Annotated in this window: 20 protein-coding genes; 5 read left to right on the top strand and 15 right to left on the bottom strand. The window is 63.9% G+C overall.

The genetic code is table 11. From position 1 onward, the window contains the following. The 14 genes from AC1RJ5_RS15410 to AC1RJ5_RS15475 are packed head-to-tail and all read right to left on the bottom strand — an operon-like array spanning position 1 to position 13,269. The gene (locus AC1RJ5_RS15410; protein ID WP_493114172.1) at positions 1-2,979 is read right to left on the bottom strand and encodes a coiled-coil domain-containing protein; all 2,979 of its coding nucleotides are present in this window, start codon (positions 2,977-2,979) and stop codon (positions 1-3) included. A 12-nt stretch (positions 2,980-2,991) separates the two neighbouring features. After that, positions 2,992-3,138 (bottom strand): DUF7697 family protein, encoded by a 147-nt coding sequence (locus AC1RJ5_RS15415; RefSeq protein WP_493114174.1) that lies wholly within the window; start codon positions 3,136-3,138, stop codon positions 2,992-2,994. A 32-nt stretch (positions 3,139-3,170) separates the two neighbouring features. Next, complete coding sequence (locus AC1RJ5_RS15420) at positions 3,171-3,752, bottom strand: hypothetical protein (protein WP_493114176.1); 582 nt, start codon at positions 3,750-3,752, stop codon at positions 3,171-3,173. Then, a complete protein-coding gene (locus AC1RJ5_RS15425) occupies positions 3,752-4,717 on the bottom strand; it encodes a phage tail tube protein (RefSeq protein ID WP_493114178.1) in 966 nt (321 codons plus the stop codon). The genes AC1RJ5_RS15420 and AC1RJ5_RS15425 overlap by 1 nt, the downstream gene beginning before the upstream one ends. 11 nt (positions 4,718-4,728) lie before the next feature. Next, positions 4,729-5,151 (bottom strand): hypothetical protein, encoded by a 423-nt coding sequence (locus tag AC1RJ5_RS15430; protein WP_493114180.1) that lies wholly within the window; start codon positions 5,149-5,151, stop codon positions 4,729-4,731. Beyond that, positions 5,148-5,783 (bottom strand): DUF6441 family protein, encoded by a 636-nt coding sequence (locus AC1RJ5_RS15435; RefSeq protein WP_493114182.1) that lies wholly within the window; start codon positions 5,781-5,783, stop codon positions 5,148-5,150. Before AC1RJ5_RS15435 ends, AC1RJ5_RS15430 begins: the two co-directional genes overlap by 4 nt. Continuing rightward, entirely contained in the window at positions 5,783-6,124 is a 342-nt protein-coding gene (locus AC1RJ5_RS15440; protein ID WP_493114184.1) for a head-tail joining protein, read from the bottom strand. Before AC1RJ5_RS15440 ends, AC1RJ5_RS15435 begins: the two co-directional genes overlap by 1 nt. Positions 6,125-6,183: 59 nt before the next feature. Beyond that, positions 6,184-6,516, bottom strand: a complete 333-nt coding sequence (locus AC1RJ5_RS15445; RefSeq protein WP_493114186.1) for a DUF2190 family protein — start codon at positions 6,514-6,516, stop codon at positions 6,184-6,186. Then, the gene (locus AC1RJ5_RS15450) at positions 6,513-6,827 is read right to left on the bottom strand and encodes a hypothetical protein (RefSeq protein ID WP_493114188.1); all 315 of its coding nucleotides are present in this window, start codon (positions 6,825-6,827) and stop codon (positions 6,513-6,515) included. Before AC1RJ5_RS15450 ends, AC1RJ5_RS15445 begins: the two co-directional genes overlap by 4 nt. A gap of 59 nt (positions 6,828-6,886) precedes the next feature. Next, positions 6,887-9,058: a ClpP-like prohead protease/major capsid protein fusion protein gene (locus AC1RJ5_RS15455; protein WP_493114190.1), complete on the bottom strand. Its 2,172-nt coding sequence runs from the start codon at positions 9,056-9,058 to the stop codon at positions 6,887-6,889. Further along, entirely contained in the window at positions 9,059-10,600 is a 1,542-nt protein-coding gene (locus AC1RJ5_RS15460; RefSeq protein WP_493114192.1) for a phage portal protein, read from the bottom strand. 2 nt (positions 10,601-10,602) lie between these two features. Continuing rightward, positions 10,603-10,818: a phage head-tail joining protein gene (locus AC1RJ5_RS15465; protein ID WP_493114194.1), complete on the bottom strand. Its 216-nt coding sequence runs from the start codon at positions 10,816-10,818 to the stop codon at positions 10,603-10,605. 2 nt (positions 10,819-10,820) lie between these two features. Further along, positions 10,821-12,806 (bottom strand): phage terminase large subunit family protein, encoded by a 1,986-nt coding sequence (locus AC1RJ5_RS15470; protein WP_493114196.1) that lies wholly within the window; start codon positions 12,804-12,806, stop codon positions 10,821-10,823. After that, positions 12,769-13,269: a terminase gene (locus AC1RJ5_RS15475; protein WP_493114198.1), complete on the bottom strand. Its 501-nt coding sequence runs from the start codon at positions 13,267-13,269 to the stop codon at positions 12,769-12,771. The genes AC1RJ5_RS15470 and AC1RJ5_RS15475 overlap by 38 nt, the downstream gene beginning before the upstream one ends. Before the next feature lie 342 nt (positions 13,270-13,611). Between AC1RJ5_RS15475 and AC1RJ5_RS15480 the strand changes: the two genes are divergently transcribed. Continuing rightward, a complete protein-coding gene (locus AC1RJ5_RS15480) occupies positions 13,612-13,803 on the top strand; it encodes a hypothetical protein (RefSeq protein WP_493114200.1) in 192 nt (63 codons plus the stop codon). 380 nt (positions 13,804-14,183) lie between these two features. Here AC1RJ5_RS15480 and AC1RJ5_RS15485 read toward each other — a convergent pair whose 3' ends face one another. Then, a complete protein-coding gene (locus AC1RJ5_RS15485; RefSeq protein WP_493114202.1) occupies positions 14,184-14,606 on the bottom strand; it encodes a hypothetical protein in 423 nt (140 codons plus the stop codon). A gap of 581 nt (positions 14,607-15,187) precedes the next feature. Between AC1RJ5_RS15485 and AC1RJ5_RS15490 the strand changes: the two genes are divergently transcribed. The 4 genes from AC1RJ5_RS15490 (at position 15,188) to AC1RJ5_RS15505 (ending at position 17,712) form a co-directional block, all read left to right on the top strand. After that, a complete protein-coding gene (locus AC1RJ5_RS15490) occupies positions 15,188-15,418 on the top strand; it encodes a hypothetical protein (protein ID WP_493114204.1) in 231 nt (76 codons plus the stop codon). A 130-nt stretch (positions 15,419-15,548) separates the two neighbouring features. Continuing rightward, on the top strand, positions 15,549-15,863 hold the full coding sequence (locus AC1RJ5_RS15495) for a hypothetical protein (RefSeq protein ID WP_493114206.1): 315 nt from the start codon (positions 15,549-15,551) through the stop codon (positions 15,861-15,863). 313 nt (positions 15,864-16,176) lie between these two features. Then, positions 16,177-16,731: a hypothetical protein gene (locus AC1RJ5_RS15500; protein ID WP_493114208.1), complete on the top strand. Its 555-nt coding sequence runs from the start codon at positions 16,177-16,179 to the stop codon at positions 16,729-16,731. Between the two features lie 183 nt (positions 16,732-16,914). Beyond that, positions 16,915-17,712: a nuclear transport factor 2 family protein gene (locus tag AC1RJ5_RS15505; RefSeq protein WP_493114210.1), complete on the top strand. Its 798-nt coding sequence runs from the start codon at positions 16,915-16,917 to the stop codon at positions 17,710-17,712. Positions 17,713-18,132: the final 420 nt, after the last annotated feature.

Consider the following 18,132-nt stretch of genomic DNA (forward strand, 5'->3'; position numbering starts at 1 on the left):
TCAGCCTCCCACCAGGCGGCGGCGCGCGCGGCGCGCCTGCTGCGCGCCGGCGAGCGTGGCTGCACCGGCTGCGATATGAGGCGCAGCAGCCTCCAACTGAGCACCCGAGATGCTGGCAACCTTCGCGTCAAAATAGTCGTTCGCAGCCACCTCGACCAACACCTTGACCGGCTGCTGACTCGCGCTGAGCAGACGGCGGGTCTCACCCGCCGGCGTTACGGCGGAGCCGCGCGGCATGCTGACGATCTCCGGGCCGTTCTCGCCGACGAGCGACATGCCGCCCGACCAATACTCGGTGCCCGCGGCGTTATGACCGATCTCATGCACCAGGTTTAGGCCGGACCCGCCGCCTCCAAACAGCTTGCTGACGCTGCTGAACAGGGAAGTGACGGTCGGCAGGGCATCATTGCCATTGATCAGATTCTTGAGTGGGTTGAGCAGGGCGAGCTTGATGAATTCGTCGCCGATCATCTTGATGATGGTCTTGCCGGCATTGCCCCAGCTCGACCAGGTGTCCTCGCTCAGCACGGTGTCGACGAAATCGACGCCGAAACCGCGCAATTCCTCCATGGAGGCCGTGGCGATGTCGATCTGATGATTGAGCGCGCCGATCTGCTCGATACGCCGCATCAGCCCTTCGACCTCGGTCTGGTCGACGTCGCCGAACATGCGGCGGATTTCCAGCGACTTGCGCAGCTTCTCCAGCTCGATGTCGCGGTAATTGTCGTTGGCACCCGCCAGCTCAAGCTCGCGCTGCGCCAGGGTGATGCTGTCCTGCTGACCCTGCAGCGCGTCGAGGAAATACTTGGCCTGGTTGGCGCGATAGTTCTCCTGCGCCTCGCTCAGGCGCTGCCCGACCAGTGCGAGGCGATCCCAGCCATTGAAGTTGCCGGCATCGGCCTCGGCATTCGCCGCGCGTCGCGCGGCCTCGAGCGCCTGATCCTGCGGCGACTTGCCGAGGTCGGCCGTTGCTGCGCGCGTGTCCGCGATGCGGCGCTTGGTCGCATCGATCGCCAGCGCGGCAGCACCGCGCGCCTCTTCGGCGTGGGCGTCGGCCAGCGCGGCGCGATAGCGCGCGATTTCCTTGGTCAGGATTTCCAACTGCTCGCCTTGAGCCACCATCTGCAGCTTTAGAAGCGGGCGAAGTGCCGCTTCGTCGGCCATGGCGCGGTTCATCTGGCCAATGGGCAGCCCGCCGGCGAGAACCTGCGCGTTGAGCGCACGGCGCGAAGCGGTTTCCTCTTCCAGCTGCGCGATCGACTTCGCACCGTTCACCAGCTGATCGCCGATCATGATGTCGAGCTGGCGGCGCACCTGTGCCTCTCCGTCGATGCCCTTGCGGGTCGCGTCGGTGAGGCCCTTGCGGGCTGCCTCCGCGCGGATCGCGGCATCTCCGCCGACCAAATAGGCCTTGGCCAGGTCGAGCGCAGCGGAGGCGCTCACCTGCATCGCGGTGGCCTGCCGGCCTAGCGACTGGGCATGCTTGTCGCCGGTCTTGCGATTGGCGTCCTGCGCGACGTTCAGCGCATGCTCGGCGGCGGTCCGGGCCGCAAGCAGCTTCGCTTTGTCCGCGTCGGTCTTCTTGCTCTTCTCGAACGCCTCACCGGCCTCGCGGATCGAGATGGTATACTGCGCCTGCGCCCGATCCATTGCTGTCGTCGCGCCGGCAAGCTTGGCCCTCGCCTCGATCATGGCCTTGTCGTTGCCAAGGCCCTCAGTGGTAGCGGCAACCAGGCGCTTCTGCGCATCGGTCGCGGTGCCGGCGGTGACGGCGATGCGCGCGAGGTTAACCTGGAAATCCCTGGACTTGTTCGAGGCGTCGTTCACCTTGAACGATAGCTGCTCGATCGTCTTGACGGCCTCCCGCATCGACGGGTCGTTCTTCGCGGCTGCCTGCAGGTTCCTGACGAGCGTTTCGGCGTTGATGCCGCCGCCATAACCCCCGTTGTAGCGGGACAGCTCGCGGTCGATCGTCGCGCGACCGCTGGCGGACACACCATCGACCCAGTGGCCGCCGGCGTCATCAGGCACGAACAACTGCCCGGCGCTCCGCCCGTTCACCTGCAGGTTCCGGCGCGCCGATTGATAATCGTCCTTTGCTGCCGACGCCTTTGCCTCCGCATCGCGGGCACCGGCCAGGATCGACAGCCAGGTAACCTGCTCCTTCACCTTGCCGGTGGTGCGGTCGAGTTCCCCGGCCAGCGCCGATTGGCGCTTGCTGAGATCATCCGACGCCTCGCCGGAGGCGAACAGGCTGCTCGTAAGCATCCCGAGCAGTATGAGGCCGCCCTGGATCGCGAGACCGACCGGGCTCATCATCACCTGCGCGAACTTCCCCGCCGCGCCCTCCATGTAGACCATTTGGCTGGCTGCCTGGCCGATCTGGATTGCGAGCACGGGAAAGATGTTCGCGCCCATGCTCGCCTGAGTCAGAATGTCCTGCAGCTGGGGCGCGAGCGCGGCCATGGCGGTCCCGTTTCGCCGATGCCCCTCGGCGCTTTCATTCAGCGCCGCGCGCTCGATGCGCAATTTGGCGACATATTCGTCGAGCGATATCTTGCCGGCCGCAATCAGCGTGCGCGCCTCCGCCATCTCTGCATTGAAGCGGTCCTGCGCGGCCGCAGCTGGATCGATCGCAGCGCGGAGAGCAGCAGCTCCGGCCTCAAGGCGCTGCTGCTCGGCGAAGAGCTCGCGGAACGCGGCAGCGGACTGGCGTGCCGATCCTTCCCACTGGCCGAAACCGGTGCTGTTCGCGTCGTTGACGCGCATCTGCATTTGGGACTGCGGCATGATCATCGCCAGCTTCGCGGCGGCGTTCGCCTGGCGCTGCATAGCCGCCTGCACATCGTCACCGGCCCGCTCGAACGAGCGTGCCCAACGCTTTGCTACGGCATCCCCGCTGTCTGCGATTTCGCCGAGATCCGCGCGCACCTGCGCCTTGCCTTCGGTACCGAGGCGGATGGAGATGTTGCGCGCCATCTGTGTCGCCTCCTATTCCTCGGGCCCGTCGTCGGAGAGGCCATGGATGATTGCGCGCTCTGCGGCGGGAAGGACGTCCGCCAGCATTTCAAGGTCGGCATCCAAGGCTGCGCCGACCGCCATCACGGCCGCATAGTCCAACGCATAGGGCTGTCCCATGCCGGCCACCCGAAGTTGCCCATCGCAGATGGTCAGGACTTCCCAGGCCCCTTCGGCATCGTCGTCTTCGGGCGTTTCGACCTGGTATGGGCAGGCTTCGCAGCGCGTGCCTTGCGCGGCCGCGCATGAGAGCTGGCAGTACCTTTGGCCGGCATCGCCGCCACCCCAGTGCCACGCGGCGAGGCGGCGAAGCCGTTTTTTGAGCGCTCCCGCGCGGCAAACGGCGCGACATAGACGCGGTCGAACTCCGCAAAGACGATGGCGTCGCTCAGCGTGATGGCGAGGTTCTCCGCCGAAAATTCGAGCGGATCGAAGATCGCGTTTCCTTCGCCGTCGAGAATCTCTTCGCCATCATCTCCCAGGCGCTGCTGCACGACATCACGCCAGTCCTTTGCGCCTTCCATGATGAGCGCTTCGCTCAAGGCGTCGCCCAGGTCCTCCAGCTGCTGGACAGCATCGTCCTCGGTGGCTGCAACGTCGGTGCGGCCGAGCGCCTTGAGGGCTGCCCGGCGGGCGCGGCGAAGCATAGGACGATCAATGGGTGCGAACAGGACCTCCGCACCCATGACCTTGAGCCATTCGGGGCCCTTCGGCTTCCGGGAGGCGACCAGCATCAGTAGGTCGCCACGTCGTTCGCGAGGGTGACCACGCAGCAGTGCCCACCCACCGGCGCGCTGGCCTGGAAGTTGTACTGCGCCTGGATGCCGTTCGGGCCGGTGATCGGGCGCTTCGCCTTCGGCAGGAACAGCCGCTCGACGCGGAACACCAGCGAGAAGTCGCCGTTCGACCAACCGAACTCGACATCGATCGGCTCGCCGGCCGACGCTGCGGCGAGCAGGGCGGTGTTGGCGAATTTCACCGTGATCGAGCCGGAAATCTGCGACATGCCGGGGTCGCTGTCTTCGATCCGGCCGTCCTCCTGGATCGTCTCCACCTTCTCGAGGTTGTTGGAATAGGTGAGGTCCGCGGCGACCACGCTGCCGAGCGGAGCGCCGTCCTTATTCACAAAGCCCGTGGCCTGCGCGAAGCGCGTGACCGGAAGAGATGCCGGGCCGACGGGCCCGACCGTAGCGTTCACGGGATTCGTCTCACCGATGCAGATCAGGCTGCAGGTCGCATTGAGCAGTCCCGAGCGGGCCATGGAGATGCGCATCTGATTGCCGCGCGCACCGCGATTGACCGTGTAGGCGGGGACTTCGGGCGAACCGATCTCGATCGACATCGAGGGAAGCGCAGCCGCGCCGGAGGCGAAGACATGCTCATAGCCGTCGTCGACGTCGCCGGTCGTGGTGGGAGCGCCGAAGTAGAGCTTCAACCAACGGCCGAAATTGCGGACGTCGACCGGCACGACGATGTCGCCGTCGTTGGTCGCGACGTCGGTGATCGGATCCTGCATTTCCCGGCCCTGCCCAAGCAGGTCGCTCTCGATGAGAGGTCGCTCCTCGCCGAGCGAGTGACTGACAAGCGGGATCGTGCCCCAGCCGGCATTGTTGGCGGGGACGGTGCCCGGGGTGGTTTCGAAGCACCCGATGACCTTGGCGTTCGAGCCGCGGGCGCGAGTGGTGGGCGTCAAAGCCATGACGAACTCCTTCAGGTCAGGGGATTGGTGGTGACGTAACTGGCGATGATCATGAGCTCGCAGCCGCGCTGGGCGGCGGCATTGTCGGCGGCGATCTCTTCGGTTTCGGGTGCGATCGGCTCCAGCCAATCGCACAGGCCGCCCAGCGTGCGGTCCTCCTCCACAGCGGTGCCGATCGCGACAAGCATCGCGTCAAGCATCGCCTCATCTTTGGCGAGCAGCTCGACCGGCACGCGGTGGCTGTAATTGTAGGCGAGAGGGCTCAGATCAACATCGGGTTCGCCCGGATCGCCGCTGCGGATGATCGCGCGGCCACCGGGGTAGATCCGCGCCGGCGGGCTGGCCTCGTTGTCGAGGCCTAGCACGTCCGCATTCGGCAGCGCGCCTGCGATCAGTGCCTTGAGGGCGGAGAGAACATCGAGACGACGACTCATCTTGCCCCCAATCGAAACAGGAACCGGGCCTCGAAGTTCGCGGCCCAGCTGGCGGCGACTTCATCGATGTCGAGCAGCTTCGGCATGCGGATCGTCGGGACCAGCGTGAACATCAGGATGCGGTCGAGCTGGCGCCCCTGCGCCAGACGCCCTTTGGTACCTGGCCGATAGCCGCGGCGATTGCGGGACCGCACCGCCTCGATGAAGGCGAGGACCCGGCCGTTCTTGCCGCGCAGGAAGGTGAGGTCCTGGTTGAAGGCGTTCTCCACCTCGAACGGCGTCATGCGCTTCGCGCCCCGGCGGCGTGGCACATTGTCGCTGGGGATGGCGAGGTATCGGCGACCAGCAAGCGGCACGATCTGGGCACCTCGACCGAAGGCGTCGATGATGTCCGGGGCGTTCGACCAGATGTACCCGCTGGGGTTCATGCTGCGCCGCTTCTCGGGATAGACACGATCGCGCCAGGTGTTCGCAAGGCGCTGGCCGAGGCCGGCCGACACCACTTGGCGCCTGAGGGTGAGCAGGGCTTTGTAGGTGGTTTCCCGCATAGCCTCGGTCGCAGCACCAGCGACATCGCCCTCGATATCGTCGGCGAGGAGACGGAGGTCGCCGAAGCCGGCGGTGACGCGCATCAGATCGGCTCGGCGCCGCAATTCCAGGTCAGCCCCTCCGCGTCGATCATCGGATCCCCGGCGAGACGCAGCCGATCAGTGATCAAACCGGACGCCTGCGGGAATTCCTGACCTGGGATGGTCAGCTCCGCGCCCGCAATCGGCGCGTAGATCTCTGATTTTCGGATACTGACTTCATAGGTCGCCTGAACGATCCGAGATCCTCGAAAGGTCGCGGTTTCATCGGGACGCGCTAGCAAGACACGGATGGTGGGAAAATCTCCGGTGGAATGCTGGTACGATGCCGCCAGCGAGCCGGGTCCATTGAACATGGCATCGAGGGCAGCCTGAAACGGATCCATGCGCACCTCCCGATGGGTGCGGGCGGCAGGCATCGGCCCGCCGCCCGCGAAATCGCCTATCAGGCGATCTGGCCGGTGATCATCGCGCGCCCGACGGCATCGCCGGCGGCCTGGGCCTGAGCTGCGGCGCCCACCAGCGTGTTGCCGGCGGCCGTGGTGGTCAGCTTCTTGGCGGTATTGTCCCAGTAGAGCTTCTGGCCCTGGGTCCATGCCTCGCCGGTGGTCTTGGCGACGTCCATGACGCCACGGCGGCGGCCCTGACCGCCCTTGCCGGTGAGCACCGCCGCGATGGCGACGAGGAAGATGGCGCCGACCAGCACGCCGCCGCCCGCGGCGACGTCATAGGGCGCGACGAAGGGGAGGGTGTCCCCGTCCTGGATATAACCCTTCACTTGGAAGTCTCCTTCTTCGGCTTCGGCGCCTCGCCCGCGGCTGCGGGTTCGGTCGCCGGAATGTTGGCCTGGTGGTCGGTGGCGTCGGCCGCGAGCAGGACGGCCGCCGGCACCGGATCGGCGGCGCTGGGCTCGACAGGCATGGTCTCGCGCTGTTCGGCTGTGAAATCGGCGGTCACATCGACGGCCTCCTTGCCGTTGATGAGGCGGTCAGCCTCGCCATCCTCAAGGTGCCGAGGCCCCTCGTGCGGATGTCGCATGACGCCGTTCACGTAGGCGGCTGCGACAGTGAGCATCACGATTTTGGACATGGGAATTCTCCCGATGTGCGGGAGCGGCACGCGGCGCCGCCCCGCCGGTTGAGGTGGGATTAGGCGCCGGCGTTCTTGGCAGCGGAGGCGGGGTTTACGCCGGCAACGCCGTAATCGAGGCGCACCTTGTGCTCCGTCCCGTCGACCTTCCAGCCTTCCTCGCTGTCGAGGAAGGGCTCCTCCACGCCGTCGAGGAAGCCGACCACGATGGCCGGGGCGACGCCCGGATCCGCGAAGGTGTACCAGGGCGTGCCCGTGAGCCGCGCGGTATCGACAATGTCGTCGAAGATGCCGAGCGCGATGTTGGTGCGCTGCAGCTTGTTGGCTGCATCCGGATCGTACTGGCTGCCGTTGGTGACGCGCGCCTGACCGCCGAGCGACAGCGGGCCCAGGAAGATCGACGGATCGATTTCGAGGAACTCGTTGCCACTGATGTCCTTCTGCGACGCCATCAGCTGGCGCATCGCATCTACCTCGGCAACCGTCGGCGGACCGCCGGCGGCGCGCAGGTTGCCGTGCGCAGCCGAGAAGAACTGCTGGCCGTCGCCGGTGTTCGGGTTCGAGTTGATGTAGGCGAACACATCGACCTCGATGGTTAGCTTGGCGGCGCGCCCGAGATCGACTGCGAGGTCGGAGAACGCGCCGAGGTCGTCGTTGATCATCGCCTGGCGCGAAATCGTGATGATGTTGCCCTTGGTCGATGCGATCAGCTGCTCGCGAGCGCCATCGGGGATCGGCTTCTGCTTGAACTCGCCATTCTCATCGACGGCGTCCAGCACTCCGAAAGTGCCGCGGCGATACAGGTTGTGCGCGCGGAAGTCGGTGACCGTGGTCTTGCCGCAGAAGCGCGACCACTTGTCCGGCGTGACCTGGTACGACGCGATCAGCACCTTGTGCAGCGCCTGCTCGAGCAGCAGCGGGAAGTCGCCGGTGCCCTGGGTGATCGCGTTACGGGCGGTGAAGGCCTGGCCCATGATCTCGCGCGGCGCACGCGAGGTCATGCGCGTCCCGGCCAGCACCAGCGATTCACGCGCGAGATCGACCATGCTGACGCCGCGGAACTCGCCCGGGTCGATCTTCACGGTTTCGCCGCGCGCCTTGGCGGCCTTCTCGACCAGGTTAGCGACACCGGCGCGCACCAGGATCCAGTTCTGAGCGCCTTCGGAGAACTTGTCGCGCTCGTCCTTGGTGATGCGGGCGCTCGGGCCGCTGTGCCCGATGCCCTGGGCGTCGTCGCGCTCGGCGAGCTTGTCGAGGATCTTCTCGCCGGCCGCCGCGACGGCGCTGCCGCCATCGACGAGCTCGTCGATGAATTCGTCGGCCATGCCGTGCTTCTTGCCCAGCGCGCGGATCGACGAAACGCGGGTGCGCTCCGCCGCGACAGCGTTCTGCACGTCGGTGGTGCTGAGCGCTGCCGGGGCGGTGGCCTCGGGAGCGATGGGGTTGGCAGCAATGAGCGCGAGCGGGCCACTGGCGGGCAGGGCATCCATCGCGTCAAGCGCGACTGCGGAGGTGCGGATCTTGCTGATTTCTTCCGGCGTACCGGGCGGGATGAATGCAGCGATGGCGGCCACCAGCGCCACGCGGGTCGTGAAAAGGTTCATGATCGTGTCCTTGGGTTGAGGCGCGGGCGCGGGCGCCCTTTTGTTGCTCATCGCCATCGCGGAAATGAGCGGGCTATCGGGGGCCTTGCGGAACCCGAATGGCTTGATGTTCGACGCGGCGACCGTGAGGCCCTCCGACACCGACGTGATGAATTTCTTGTCGAGCGCATCGGCCGCGGAGAACCACGTCTCCTCGTCCATCATCGCGACGAGTTCGTCCGCTGCGAGGCCGGTGCGCTTGGCGTAGATGCCGACGATCTGATCGCGCAGGCGGTCGAGCTGGTCTGCAGCGCGGCGCAACTCGTTGGCGTCGCCGCAGGCACAATCCCAGGGGTTGTGGATCATCACGAGCGCGTTGTCCGCCATGATGACTTCGCTGCCGGCCATGGCGATAACCGAGGCCATCGACGCTGCTAGGCCGTCGATATGGGTGGTGACCTTGCGACCGGAGGCGGCCGCCCGGATCATGGCGTTGTAGATCGCCAGGCCCTCCATGACGTAACCGCCCGGCGAGTTGATCCGGATATCGAGGTCGTCGTTGCCCTCGGTAATGAGCGGCACAAGCGTCGCCGCATCGAGACCGTCCCAGCTGTCGCCGACGATCCCGTAGATCAGGACTTCCGTCATCTACTTGCCTTTCGAATTGTCGGGCTTGGCGGGGGTCACAGCGTTGCCGACCGAGGTGACCTTGCGCGGGTCGCTGTCGAAGGTGAGGTTGAGCGCATCGAGGCGATCGGCATCCGCCTTCCATTCGGCGAGGAACTTGTCCGGATCTTCCCCGCGCTTCCGGGCCTCTGCCGAGATCGTGGAGAGGCCGGCGCGGATCGCGTCGCGGATCGCCGGCACTTCCTGCGAGGGGTCGAGCATCTCGACCGGAGGAGGTGTCCATTCCATGTGAACGCCCGCAGTATCCTCACCGATCGCCTCGAGCGCGTCGAGGAACCACCGCTCCACCGATCCGCAGAACTGCGGAATGAACATGAGCCACTGCCAAGTGGCGATGTCCCGGCGGAACGACAGCCGGCCGAGGCGGCCCGAGATGAAGCTGACGTTCGAAAGGTCGCCGCTCAGCTCCTCATATGGGAGACCGAGGCCAACGGAGATCGCGCGGATCGAAACCTTGGAATAGTCGGGATACCCATCCACCTTGGGCGGAGTAGAGAAGGTGACCGTCTCTCCGTCTCGAGCATATTGGAATGTGCCCGGCTCGATGTAGTCGAGCTGCTCCCGCTCGCCACCATCCGTGCCAACGCCGTCATAGTCTTCATCCCCCGGGGTGGCGACGCCCGGTACGCGCGCCTCAGGGTCATTGCCGGTGACCACGCCGACGAATGCCGAGGCAATCTTCTGGCGGGTGAGCTCGGCGTCCTCGAAGTCGGCGAAGTCCTTCATGCGGACGATCACCGGGGCGAACCAGGTCGCGCCGTGCTCCTGCTCGGGCCGGTCTGCGCGGAAGATATGCGCGACGTCGGCCGCCGATACGAATGTGGAGCCCATCCGCCCCGTTACGAGGCTGCCCGGATGGGCATTATGGAGCCAATAGCCTTCGCGCTTGCCGACCGGGCTGAACTGGACACCATAAACAGAGTAGCCGGCAACCGCCCCGGGCGCCGCCGCCATCGGGCCATGGCGCGTTGGGTCGATGTAGTCGGCCTCGAGGACCTGCAGCTGGAAAGGCACGGGTAGCCGATCGGTCACCCGGCGCCACCGGCGACGGAGGATCGCACCGCCGCCCTCGACGATCGCGCGGGCCGCCTGCAGCTGCAGGCCATACAGATCATGTCGACCAGCCGCGTCGCATGCCGTAGTGTCGAAGTGGTTGCGGGCAATGGCGTTCAGCCGATCATCCACGACTCCGTTGCGGTACACTTGGAAGGTGATGCCGGTGCCAACGATGTTGCCCGCGATCGATGCCAGTCCTCGCGCCGCAAACGGATTGTTACGCACCAGGTCGCGTGCGGTCGAACGAAGCAGGCGCTGGGCACGCGGCGTGAGCTCGCCGTTGGCGTCCCTCACCGATCGGCGCCATCCCGCGGCGCGGTGCCCTTCCGTTGCACCGTCATACTGGGCACGCGGGCGACCCATCAGGATCCGCTTCGGCGCCGGTTCAGCTTGGACAACCGGCACATTCCGGCCAAGCAGCCGGTCGATGATGGTCCTGCGCGGCATGGTTACAGGCCGCTCTTGTAATATGGCACTCGGCGCCGTCGGACGCCGCTACCCGATGTGGTCTGCATGACCAGCGCGGCCGCGATCACCTTCTCGGCGGCGATGAGCTGATCGAGCGACTGGTACTCGTGGGAGCGACCGTCAGCGAATGTCACCTTGCGCGTGCCGGCGGCGATTGCGGCGCGGATGGTAGCGAGGTCGGCGTCTTCCCAGGCCATACTTACCTCCCTCGCGACGTGAACGGGTTCGGCCGCTTCCGCTTGGGCGGTGCTGGCCTGGGCGATGCCGCCGACTTGGGCGGAGGGTTTTCGGCAGACGGCTGCGCCGCTGCTTGCTTCGCCGGCTTGGGCGCTTCGCCGCGGATCTTCTTCCAGTGCGCGGCGGTCCATCGATCGACGCCGAGGCTGATCGCGACGGCGCGCGCATAGACCGCGTTGTCGAGTGCTTCGTTTCGGTCCCGGGTTTTGTGCCACTCGCGCCGCACGCCGCCGGCGCGCGTGCGGTGGAAGCGAAGCTCCTCGGCGACCAGCTGCTTGATCCACTCGTCCGAGGTTCCGTCCGGCAGATAGACGTAGCCGTCAGGATAGGGTTCGCCATCGACTGGCTTGTCGAGGCCGAGGGCGCCGAACAGCTCCATCTTCAACATGGAGGTGCCGACATTCCACAGCTGGACGCCCTTCTTGATTTTCTTCCCGCCGACCGTGACGTCCTGCCAGTTCGGCGATCCGATGGCTTGGTGTGCGGCGATGCTCTGGCGGCCCTTCACCGCCATGACGAAACCAGGGTGACGGCGGGCCCACCGATAGACCTCCATCGTGTTCTCGCCGTCGCCAGTGTCGATGACGACGCGCGCGAGCCGCATCCGGTTTCCGCTGGCGGTGGTCCACTCTCGGGCAACCACGGCATCGAGCTTCTTCCAGGTGTCTGCGCTGGCGATCGGCCCAAAGATTTCGATGCGCTCAACGAACGCTCGCGCGCGGTTAGGGCCGAATGCCCAGATATCGAGGTCGATGCGTCCACCGCCTCCGCGCTGGACGTCTGCTGATCCGACGAGAATTCCGGCCCAATCCGGTGGTACGCCGAGCTGCATCGTCACCTCGCGCCGCTCGTAGAGGCGCTCCCATTCGGGAGCTTCGCCCTTCTCGGCGAAGGCTAGGCCGAGCACCTGATTGACGAAGGTTTTGAGGAGGTTGGGGTCCTTGTAGACCTCCGTGAATTCCTTCGCGATCTCCAGCCAGGACGCCCCAGCGAACTGGCTATAGGCCGCCCAGATATGGAACGAGCGGTGCCGCGGACCAGCATCGGGATTGTGCGCCCGCCATTCGCCGTTCTCGTCCATCCACGGCTTTTCGGCCTCGTCGATGTCGCAGTTGTTCTCGCATTTGTACCACGCGCGGGTCGGCTTCTTTTTCGGCTCCCAGCGGATGCCGGCGCCAGTTCCGTCGCCGAACACCAGCACCTGCATATGGCCGCAGTGCGGGCAGGGGACGTAGCGATGCTCCTGCGTGCCCTGTTCGAACAGCGCGTCGATCCGGCTCCAGCCCTTGATCTTCGGCGTGGAGCCGGCCGCGCTGAAGCGGCGCGGCGAGGTCAGGTTGCGCTTGTAGGCGAGGCGGGCGGGGTCGCCTTCTTCCTTCGCCGACCAAGGATATCCGTCCGGCTCCTCCAGCAGCACGCTGTCGGCCGTGACGCGCCGGAATTCCTTCGGGCTGTTGGCGCCCTTGATCTGGATCCAGCCCCCCTTGAACCGCTTCGCCCGGATTTGGTTGTCGCGATGCCGGGGCTTGAAGGTCGCGACCTTCCTCACGGCGGGCCATTGCAGAACGGGCTCCAGGTCGTCCTTGCTGTAATTCTCAGCGTCGTCGATCGTCGGCTGATAGATCAGCAGCCGGCGCGGATCGCACTCGATGCTGTAGCCGATATAGCCCTGAACGATGGTCGAGTAGCCGATGCGGCTGCTTTTGCGCACCGTGACCTGGGCGGTCTCGGGATCGGTGAAGGCGTCGGCGATTCCGTTCTGGAACGGGAAAGCCCGAAACCGGGCACCGTCATCGAGCCGTGATTTCTCGGCCATCCACTTCGACAGCGGCACCCGCTTGCGCGGCTTGAAGCTGGTAAGGCATTCCCGCAGCGCTTCTGCGATCTGGGCGGTGGCGACGCTAAGCGGGTTATCGCTCGTCGTCGGGGGCGAGGTCATCTTCCTCATCAATGACCTCGCCCATCGCTTCCTCGACGCGCGTCATGCTCAATTCTTCGAGTGCGTCGGTCATCGCAGTTTCGATCCGCTCCCGGAGCCTGGCGTCACCCCTCGCGACAATGTCGGGGACGAGTTGGAGGCGAGAGACCGCCAAGGCGATCAGGCTCGCAACGGCTAGTGTCATGTCGGGGCGGGAGACCAGTTCAAGCCGGCGTTCGGCATTGTCCATCGCCTTGGAATCGGCCTGCTCTCGTGCGAGGCGCGCTTGCTCCTGCTCCTTGTTGAGGAGCTCGCCCCCGTCCTTGGTCAGCTTGCCAATGCGAAATTCTAGGTACGCCTCGACATACTCCTCGGCGGTGGCGCCCGGCCTGGGCAGCTCACCCGCCTGCATCCGGTCGCGAACCCAGCTGTCGGACATACCGAGCAGCCACGCCACGTCGGCACGCGTCAGGTTGTGGTCGCTGATCCGCAAAATGCCGCTCCGATCTGCCGAAAGTGTCCGGAAACTGCGGCGAAATGGCCTCAGGCGGCGGCACTAAGGGCATCTCGTGGCTAGAAATCTTCTGCGCCTTCGCCCCCCGCATTACCCTCAGGCCCCGGAAGGACCCAAGGGAGGGGTGTGCTGCCGATGCATCACACCCCTTGGACGCCCCGGGCGGGCCGCTCGCGGTGGTATTGAAAGCGGGTCGATCAGACTCATGCCAATCCGCGGAAGCATCGCTCTGCAACGGCTGAGCGCTTAACTTAAGTTACGGTTGGCACTGCCATCCAGTTGTATGATTGGACCGAGCACCGGGGGCGCATGGAGCTCGAGATGACGACCGAGAAGGAGATCGAATATCTTAGCAGAAGAATAGAGGAGGAGCGCGACAAGGCAGAGCATGCCAGCGATCCATCCAGCTATCGCGCCCATACCGAGTTTGCCCGCGCATATGAGCGCAAACTCCAGGCGCTGATCGCATCCAGTCCAAAGCCGCAGCTTATGAATGACCATGGTCTCTCGTAAGCGCGAGAGATCGCGGGATCAGGCGGTCGAAATGCAGATCGCGAGAGCCTTGCGATGGGTCAGGCTTCGTGAGCAGCAGAGGCGCGGGGCCAGGACTGCGCCCCGCTGGCTGGCGCGCCTTTTCAAGCGCTAATTGAGCCGGAGCTCGGCTCCGTTGAGCTTAGGCGAAGTCTCTTTCCAAGAGAGAATAACAAAAGCGCCCGGCCACCGATGCGGTGCGGGCGCAGTTCCAATGACGTCAGAAGTGCCATATCTGCTGCCCCGGCGCAAGAGAAACAGCAGGCCAGCGATGGCAATTTCCTGCCGGTGCTACAAGGCCGCAAAAGCGGCCAGTCTGCAAACGCCCCAAAGCCAGACATCCAAGCGCCTAGAGTTTACGATCAATAGCGGACATCATGCTTCCCGCCGAGCCACCAACTATTCCCGTCTGGGTTCTGGCGGCACAAAGAAGTAAATTCTTGCCCGCTAACGAACAGATCGTAATCGTCATCCAGCACATAATCCGCACAATGTGCCAGATTGGTCAGTGCCGCGCGTAGGTGCTCAACTGACTTATAGTGCACGACGTAAACATGCACCTGTTGGCCCAAACCTTTAAGATGTAAGAGCTTCTCTGGATCATCCTCCCAATCGGTGAGATCTGTTCCCGCCGGTTCGATGCGAATTCGACGGCTAGGGGCATCAATGTCGAGATGAAAGGTGCCATCCGCACCAACAAATAGCGACATTCCGATCGCTGCCGCGGCCTGAGACACGCAATCTTTGGACAGCGGCTCTTTCGTGATCACCAAGACATACAACATGCCTCATGATACGTCGTGCGGCGTCCGCGACAATCCATCTCGATAGCGAGCGACAGCTTTCGTACTTTTTGGTGTCGGAAGCAGAAAGTCAGCTTCCCACCCAGTTGCGGACGTTCGATATCCATGCGAGCCTCAGACTATGCGAAGTCTCGCGGCGATCCTTCTAATCTGGGCAAGTGGCTTTTCTGCCTTTGCGGCTGCGGCGTACGCGAACATTAAACCGCCATATGCCTCGAACGAAGAGCTTGTGATAACGGCAGTGTCTGCCGACCCTACAGCACCATCCGGTGTATTGGCTATGGCTGTAGAGATTTCAGCGAATAGCAATGGCTTAGCGGCGACCTACTACGTCCCCTTCATGGCGAGTGGACAAGCTAAGCCTCGGGTCGGCCAAACCTGCAAGGTAAGTTGGCGATGGCATAATGACTTCGACTGGGCCACGGTAAGAGGCAGCGTTCGAGGCGTCCGGATGGTGACGAAATTTGCGTGTGAAGGCGGACCCGAAGCGAGTTTTTAGCACCTCCTCAATGTCCGCTAACCACCCACTTGCCGACATTGGGGGGCGAGCATAAACCGGCTGCATGAGCAACCTAACAGTTCAGCAGTTCATCCGCGAGCTTGAGGCCAACAATACGCATTATGCGCTCACGTCAGTCCGCGAGGGCGCTGTCATGGTGATCGTCACACTTCCTGGCGAGCGATGGGAGATTGAGTTCTTCGATGATCGCGACCCCGACGTCGAAGTGTTTCGCAGCGAGGGGAGTATCTTCGGCGTCGAGAAGCTTGCGGAGCTTGGCGTTCAGCCAACCTGATAACGGCAGCTTCCCACCCATTCTCAGCCGTTCCGGATCAAATCGCCGGCATCGAGAGCGGCCTGGCTGCAAACGCCCCAATACCGGACGTTCGCTCTCAGAATTTTCGTGCTCCGGGCTCAGCCACAAGTTGGTGCTGATCCTGCCAAATGATGTGCCCGGGGTCGCGGGTCGTAAGAACATCCACGTGAACGCCACACGCCTCCAAAGCGAGCTTCAGCTGGTGCATCTGGCGTATGTGTTCGACAGCGACAGGCTTGAACCAGGAGAGGCCTGGTTGCCCCCGGCCCTTCCAACCACCCCGCGAAAATTGCGCGGGAACTGCCAAGTTCCTTTTGAACCAGCCATATATCTCACCAATCTGAGCCAAGGCCCAAGACGGCGCGAAGTCACATTCGCGAGCCTCATCCAACGCCTGAAACAGGCCCAGACGCTGCCGCTGTGATTCCACCAACTGATAGCAAACGAAACGGACGTATACGGACTCGGGCTTTGCCATCGGTTCGACTTCAACCCCTTGGTGACCCGAGGTTCTTATCGCGCCGGCGCAAAGCTGTCAGTCCGCTTTACACCCAACTTCCGACGTCAAGGCGGCGACGGGACGATCCAAAAGGCGGTCAGACCGCAAAAGCCCACTGGTACCAACCGAACCACGCGCCAGGGGCTTAGGAATAGCTGACGTTGATTGTACGCGGGGTGGTATGCAATCAAGCACCCACTTGGCGTCATTGGGACGCCTGCTGCTAATGAGGAATGATATGACGCCGTTGCATCTGATCTCATCTTTTGCCGCGCTGTCCGTCTCTTTGGCAATGCCGGCCCAGCAGAGCTGGCAACGTTACACCCAACCGACTGCGCTCTCTGCAGAGCTTCCAGGTGAGGCCGAGCGCGTCGATGTGCGCAATGAGCAAATCAAGAGCCGCGTAATCCAGCTCAACTATACGGGCCGCAACGCCTCCGGCGATTTCAGGTCCTTTTATTTCCTCCAAGCCGTAATTGCTGACACTCCATTTAATGTAGATGCGAAGATTGCCGAAGACATCGCCGAGGCGAAAAGTGGCGGTGATGCGGCAGTAGGCAAGACGTTCATCAGCCAGCGTCCACTCAAACCGTCGGAGATGCCCTTGCCCGGCATGCGCGGTACCGAGCTGGTCTATGCCTACAGCGGCTTTGGCGCGGACGGCCGGCAGATCGAGACTTCCCGCAATATGTATGTCGGAAACAAGTGGCTGTCCGTCTCGGTCCGTCATTTCGAGAAGGATCAAAGCTGGCCCAAGGAGCGCTTTTTCAATTCGGTCACCTGGCGCCCCTAGAATCTGGATCACCTAGTAACCGGATCGAGCGTCGGCTACTTGGTAGCCGCCAGTCCGCTTCCACCCAATAGCCGACTCAGTCGTTCGGTCCGATCGCGGTCCCTGTAGACCAGTGAGCAGCCAGCGGGTTGTTGCGCGCGATCTCATCGTGTATTGCGCGTGCAATACACTAGGGGATGCGTGATGTTGTGGCGCGCAGGTCTGCTGATTGCGATTCTCGTCGAAGTCCTCGGATCAAATGCGGCCGTCGCGCAGCCTGTAACGGCGTCGCCTGCATCGGGTGAGCAAGCCGTCCGGAACGCCGATGATGCGTTCTGGGGCGCCTTCAACGCGTGCAACGAAGCTTCAATGGCGAACTTCTTTGCCGACGACGTGGAATTCTATCACGACATCACCGGCCTGACGCGCTCCCGCCGTGCGGCGGTCGCGTCCCTCGTCAAGGGGCCTTGCGGAACACCCGGGCTTCACGTGCGGCGCGAGCTGGTCCCAAAGAGCGTGCGCTATCAAGCGATCCCAGGATACGGCGCCATGCTGACGGGCGAGCATCTCTTCTATGCGCGCGAGGGAACTGCACCCGAGCGGCCTGCCACGCTTGCCAGGTTCCTGGTGATCTGGAAGCCCCAATCAGGTGGCTGGGTGATGACCCGGATCGTCAGCTTTGATCACCGCCCGGCACCTTACGTCCCGTCTTCCACGGCGGTCCCCGTCCCCCGTGAAAAGTTGAAGCGCTATGTCGGGCGCTACCGCACGAAGGCCTCAGGCGATATCGACATCTCTCTCGACAACGATGTGCTCGTTCTACGCTCCGGTGGTTTGAGACTTACGCTCGCAGCGAGCGCTCCGGACCACTTCTTCGCGCCGGAAAAGGATCTGCGCATCAGCTTTTCGGGCGACCCCGACATTTCCGGAATCGAGATTGAGGAGAACGGCGCCGTTGTCGCCCGCGGTATACGCGTTGGACCTCGCCGACCGACTGATTGAAAGGAGCCCGTGCGGCAAGTCTCCGCTCAGAGGGGTCGATGGCACACTCAGAATCGATCATCTTGAGGGCCTCAGCCGCCATGCCGGCATCTCCGTCGCCCGAAGGGCGGCAACCACCTATTTGCAGGCGTTCGTCTGAGTAGCCGAAAGCGGCTACCTGACGGGTTCTCGACCTTTTCGGCGTCTGGGTTTCGCCCGCCAGGTCACGCCAACCTTCTCCATTGCGATTCCGCAGTGGCGGCACGAGCTCTCCAAGTGGTCGATGTTATGAACCACTTGGCGCGACCGTTCGTGTCTACCGAATAGGCAATTGGAAAGGCCGCTGGTCGTCATCGCGATCGCGGATAGCATTTCTCAAGTCATACCCGGAATAGCCTCCAGGTTCTCTTCAGATAAATTATGGATGTTATAGTTTGCCAT

This window comes from Sphingomonas sp. GW822-FHT03G08, from assembly GCF_058801135.1.

What these genes read in the sequence shown, in the direction of transcription:
- AC1RJ5_RS15410 (WP_493114172.1), bottom strand. Translation starts at nt 2,979, where the DNA reads ATGGCGCGCAACATCTCCATCCGCCTCGGTACCGAAGGCAAGGCGCAG.
- AC1RJ5_RS15415 (WP_493114174.1), bottom strand. Translation starts at nt 3,138, where the DNA reads ATGGGACAGCCCTATGCGTTGGACTATGCGGCCGTGATGGCGGTCGGC.
- AC1RJ5_RS15420 (WP_493114176.1), bottom strand. Translation starts at nt 3,752, where the DNA reads ATGCTGGTCGCCTCCCGGAAGCCGAAGGGCCCCGAATGGCTCAAGGTC.
- AC1RJ5_RS15425 (WP_493114178.1), bottom strand. Translation starts at nt 4,717, where the DNA reads ATGGCTTTGACGCCCACCACTCGCGCCCGCGGCTCGAACGCCAAGGTC.
- AC1RJ5_RS15430 (WP_493114180.1), bottom strand. Translation starts at nt 5,151, where the DNA reads ATGAGTCGTCGTCTCGATGTTCTCTCCGCCCTCAAGGCACTGATCGCA.
- AC1RJ5_RS15435 (WP_493114182.1), bottom strand. Translation starts at nt 5,783, where the DNA reads ATGCGCGTCACCGCCGGCTTCGGCGACCTCCGTCTCCTCGCCGACGAT.
- AC1RJ5_RS15440 (WP_493114184.1), bottom strand. Translation starts at nt 6,124, where the DNA reads ATGGATCCGTTTCAGGCTGCCCTCGATGCCATGTTCAATGGACCCGGC.
- AC1RJ5_RS15450 (WP_493114188.1), bottom strand. Translation starts at nt 6,827, where the DNA reads ATGTCCAAAATCGTGATGCTCACTGTCGCAGCCGCCTACGTGAACGGC.
- AC1RJ5_RS15455 (WP_493114190.1), bottom strand. Translation starts at nt 9,058, where the DNA reads ATGACGGAAGTCCTGATCTACGGGATCGTCGGCGACAGCTGGGACGGT.
- AC1RJ5_RS15460 (WP_493114192.1), bottom strand. Translation starts at nt 10,600, where the DNA reads ATGCCGCGCAGGACCATCATCGACCGGCTGCTTGGCCGGAATGTGCCG.
- AC1RJ5_RS15465 (WP_493114194.1), bottom strand. Translation starts at nt 10,818, where the DNA reads ATGGCCTGGGAAGACGCCGACCTCGCTACCATCCGCGCCGCAATCGCC.
- AC1RJ5_RS15470 (WP_493114196.1), bottom strand. Translation starts at nt 12,806, where the DNA reads ATGAGGAAGATGACCTCGCCCCCGACGACGAGCGATAACCCGCTTAGC.
- AC1RJ5_RS15480 (WP_493114200.1), top strand. Translation starts at nt 13,612, where the DNA reads ATGACGACCGAGAAGGAGATCGAATATCTTAGCAGAAGAATAGAGGAG.
- AC1RJ5_RS15485 (WP_493114202.1), bottom strand. Translation starts at nt 14,606, where the DNA reads ATGTTGTATGTCTTGGTGATCACGAAAGAGCCGCTGTCCAAAGATTGC.
- AC1RJ5_RS15490 (WP_493114204.1), top strand. Translation starts at nt 15,188, where the DNA reads ATGAGCAACCTAACAGTTCAGCAGTTCATCCGCGAGCTTGAGGCCAAC.
- AC1RJ5_RS15500 (WP_493114208.1), top strand. Translation starts at nt 16,177, where the DNA reads ATGACGCCGTTGCATCTGATCTCATCTTTTGCCGCGCTGTCCGTCTCT.
- AC1RJ5_RS15505 (WP_493114210.1), top strand. Translation starts at nt 16,915, where the DNA reads ATGTTGTGGCGCGCAGGTCTGCTGATTGCGATTCTCGTCGAAGTCCTC.